Source organism: Roseitalea sp., from assembly GCF_984466335.1.
Map to the genome: position 1 here is coordinate 1,506 of NZ_CFIFWG010000073.1, position 3,849 is coordinate 5,354.

The 3,849-nt window shown below is 68.6% G+C and carries 4 protein-coding genes and 1 pseudogene; all 5 read right to left on the bottom strand.

Annotated elements, in window-relative coordinates:
• Positions 1 to 141: pseudogene (locus tag AC5E6L_RS08390) on the bottom strand (6-phosphogluconolactonase); the annotation flags it as partial.
• Between the two features lie 4 nt (positions 142 to 145).
• A complete protein-coding gene (zwf, locus tag AC5E6L_RS08395) occupies positions 146 to 1,618 on the bottom strand; it encodes a glucose-6-phosphate dehydrogenase (RefSeq protein WP_491772588.1) in 1,473 nt (490 codons plus the stop codon).
• A gap of 192 nt (positions 1,619 to 1,810) precedes the next feature.
• Entirely contained in the window at positions 1,811 to 2,806 is a 996-nt protein-coding gene (acuI, locus tag AC5E6L_RS08400) for an acrylyl-CoA reductase (NADPH) (RefSeq protein ID WP_491230325.1), read from the bottom strand.
• A gap of 53 nt (positions 2,807 to 2,859) precedes the next feature.
• Positions 2,860 to 3,336, bottom strand: coding sequence for a signal peptidase II (lspA, locus tag AC5E6L_RS08405; RefSeq protein ID WP_491230324.1), 477 nt, complete (start codon positions 3,334 to 3,336; stop codon positions 2,860 to 2,862).
• Positions 3,333 to 3,849: TrmH family RNA methyltransferase (locus AC5E6L_RS08410; protein ID WP_491772591.1), on the bottom strand; the 517-nt coding region annotated here is incomplete at its 5' end. The genes lspA and AC5E6L_RS08410, both read right to left, overlap by 4 nt.

Here is a 3,849-nt window from a genome sequence, read left to right on the forward strand (position 1 = left end):
GGGCGTCGAGCCGCCGGAGACGGCAAGCGTCGCATGGCCGCGCGTGGCGATGCCGCCTGCCAGCTTGGCGGCGATGCCGGACGCCAGCGCCTCGGCCAGTCGGGCGCGGTCGGCATAATCGTGCCGGCGGATGTCGGCCATGGGCTCAGACGGTGTCATGCCAGGTGCGTCCGTCCCGTTCGATCAGCGCGATCGAGGCCGACGGCCCCCAGGTGCCGGCCGTGTATTGCTGGCACGACTGGCCCGTTTCCTCCCATGCCGAAAGGATCGGGTCGATCCAGCGCCAGGCCGCTTCGACCTCGTCGCGGCGCATGAAAAGGGTCTGGTTGCCGCGGATGACGTCCATGATCAGCCGCTCATAGGCGTCCGGATTGCGCACGTCGAAGGCGGCGGCGAAGCTCATGTCGAGCGGCACGTGGCGCAGGCGCATGCCGCCGGGGCCGGGGTCCTTGATCATGATCCATTGCTTGACGCCCTCGTCGGGTTGCAGGCGAATGACGAGGTTGTTGGCCGACATGCGCCCCGCGCCTGCCCCGAAGATGGAATGCGGCACCGGCTTGAAGGCGATGACGATCTCGGAGACCCGCGCCGTCATCCGCTTGCCCGTGCGCAGGTAGAACGGCACGCCGGCCCAGCGCCAGTTGCCGATCTCGGCCTTGAGCGCGACAAAGGTTTCCGTGTTGCTCCGGCCGTCGTCGAGTTCGTCGAGATAGCCGGGAACCGGGCCGCCGGCCGATGCGCCGGCCCCGTACTGGCCGCGCACGGTCAGCGTCTCGACATTGCCTTGGTCGATGGGTTCGAGCGCGCGCAGGACCTTGAGCTTCTCGTCGCGCACCGCATTGGCGTCCATCGACGATGGCGGCTCCATGGCGACAAGGCACAGAAGCTGGAGCAGGTGGTTCTGGACCATGTCGCGCAGCGCGCCGGCCTTGTCGTAATAGCCGGCCCGGCCCTCCACGCCCACCTGCTCGGCCACCGTGATCTGCACATGGTCGATATGGGCCGAGTTCCAGAGCGGCTCGTAAAGCGCGTTGGCAAAGCGCAGCGCCATCAGGTTCTGCACCGTCTCCTTGCCCAGATAATGGTCGATGCGGAACGTCTGGTATTCGTCGATGACGCCGCCCAGCGTATCGTTGAGCGCGCGTGCCGACCGAAGGTCGCGGCCGATCGGCTTTTCGACGATGATCCGCGTTTGCGGCGTGATCAGGCCATTGTCGCGCAGCCGCGTGGCGATGTCGCCGAACAGCGACGGGCCGACCGCCAGATAGCAGGCGCGCTTTCTTGCCTGATCGTCGCCGACGAGCGCCTTCAGCCTGTCCCAGCCGCGCGTCGACCGCACATCGACGGAGGCATAGTCGAGCCTGGCCAGGAACCGCTCCACTTGCGCGGCGTCCAGTTCGTCCTTGACGTGGGTCTTGAGCGCGGCGTGGGCGAAGCGGCGATATTCGTTTGCCGACATGTCCGCGCGCGAGGCGCCGAAGATGCGCGTCGGCTCGGTCATCTGGCCGTCCTTCTGGCGATGGTAGAGCGCGGGCAGGAGCTTGCGCTCGGCCAGGTCGCCCGTGCCGCCGAAGATGATGCAGTCAAACGGGTCGACGGGAATGATCTGGCTCGACATCGGGGCGATCCGGTTGCAGGGCAATGTCGCGGACAGCATAATCTAATCGATTTAGAATTGCCAGAGCCCAGATCGGCCGGCGCCTTGACCTGCGCCCTCGGCGGGAGCGGGCGGGCAGGCGGGGTCATCGGCGCGGCGCGGCAGCCCGATGGCGTGCGCCGCGTCCAACGCGGTGGGGGGCTTGATGGGGCGTCAGCCGGCCATGTCGACGACCACCCGGCCGCGCACCTTGCCGTCGACAATGGCATGGGCCGTGTCGATCACCTCGTCGAAGCGGATCGTCCGCGACAGCGCGTCGAGCCTGGCGGGATCGAGATCCTCGACGAGCCGGGCCCAGGCGCGCTCGCGCAGCGCCCTTGGCGCCATCACCGAATCGATGCCGACAAGCGAGACCCCGCGCAGGATGAAGGGCGCGACCGTGGCGGGCAGGTCCATGCCCTGGGCCAGACCGCAGGCGGCGATGGCGCCCGTCCGCATGGTTTGGGCCAGAACGTTGGCCAGTGTCACCGAGCCGACCGCATCGATGCCGCACGCCCAGCGCTCCTTGCCGAGCGGGCCGCCGGGCTCGGACAGTTCGGCCCGGTCGATGATCTCGGACGCGCCCAGCCCGGTCAGAAAGGCGCTTTCGCCGGTGCGGCCGGTCGAGGCGATCACATGATAGCCGAGCTTGGACAGGACCGCGACGGCGACCGTGCCGACCCCGCCATTGGCGCCGGTGACGATCGCCGGCCCCCGGTCGGGCGTGATCCCGTGGCGTTCGAGCGCCAGCACCGACAGCATCGCGGTGTAGCCCGCCGTGCCGATCGCCATGGCCTGATGCGGCGTCAGGGCGTCGGGCAGGCCGATCAGCCAGTCGCCATCGACCCGGGCCCGGCCGGCATAGGCGCCGTAATGGGTCTCGCCCACGCCCCAGCCATTGAGGATGACCCTGTCGCCTTCCTTCCAGCCGGCATGCTGCGAAGCGGTCACCGTGCCCGCCAAATCGATCCCCGGAATCATCGGCCAGCGGCGCACGACCGGCGATCTTCCCGTGATCGCCAGCCCGTCCTTGTAGTTGACCGTGGTCGCCTCGACGGCGATCGTCACATCGCCTTCCATCAGTTCGGCTTCCGTCATGTCCGCGACCGCGACGGACTGTTTCTTGTCCGCCTCGCGCGACACGAGGATTGCCTTGAACGCATCGGCCATCTTGGTCTCCCACGGTTGTCGCGGCGCATCCTGCCAGCAGGCGCCACAGCCGGTCAATCGGCCTTGCGGCCCGCCCGCCATTGCAGCAGCTCATCGAGGATCACCAGGCCGGCGCCGACCGTGATCGCCGCGTCGGCGAGATTGAAGATGGCGAACGACCAGCCCGGCGTGTGGAACAGGAAATAGTCGATCACGTGGCCGTAAAGAAAGCGGTCGATCAGATTGCCGATTGCCCCGCCGATGATCAGGGCGAAGCCGAAATGGGCGATCACGCGCTCGGGCGGGCTCGATGCCCACAGCCAGGTGACGAAGGCCGACACGGCCAGGCCGAGCGCGACCAGCGGCCCCGGACCCCAGTCCGACAGCATGGAAAAGGCGATGCCCGGATTGTAGGTCAGGAACAGGTCGAAGAACGGCAGCAGCGGTATGCGCTCCTGATAGTCCATGACCCGTTCGACGGTGATCTTGATCGCCTGATCGAGGGCGACCATGGCGCCGACGGTGACGATGGCAACCGAAAGCCGCTTCATGGCCACCCCTCGCGCGGGACCGGAAAGGCATGCCGGCGCGCCTCGTACAGGCACAGCGCGGTGGCGACCGCCAGGTTGAGCGAATCGGCCCGGCCGGCCTGCGGGATGCGGACCCGGGTCGAGCACAGCGCCGCCAGATCCTCCGGCAGGCCGGCCTGCTCGTTGCCCATCAGCAGCAGGACCGGCCCGGCCGAATAATCGGGCACGCGATAATCGACCGCGCCTTCCAGATGCGCGCCGACGACCTGGCCCGGCCAGCGGCCGGCCAGCGCGGCAAAGCCCGCGCGGTCCGTGCGTCCGACCGGAACGGCGAAGATCGAACCCATCGTCGCGCGCACGGTCTCGGTGGCGAACGGATCGGTCGTCTCGCCCACCAGCATCACGCCCCGTGCCCCGGCTGCATCGGCGGTGCGGATGATGGTGCCCAGATTGCCCGGATCGCGCACCCGGTCGAGCGCGATCCAGACGTCCCCGGCGGTCGGCGCGATGGCCGCCGGGTCCGCGAAGCGCCGT

Coding starts and splice junctions, on each gene's coding strand:
- zwf (WP_491772588.1), bottom strand. CDS start 1,618: ATGTCGAGCCAGATCATTCCCGTCGACCCGTTTGACTGCATCATCTTC.
- acuI (WP_491230325.1), bottom strand. CDS start 2,806: ATGGCCGATGCGTTCAAGGCAATCCTCGTGTCGCGCGAGGCGGACAAG.
- lspA (WP_491230324.1), bottom strand. CDS start 3,336: ATGAAGCGGCTTTCGGTTGCCATCGTCACCGTCGGCGCCATGGTCGCC.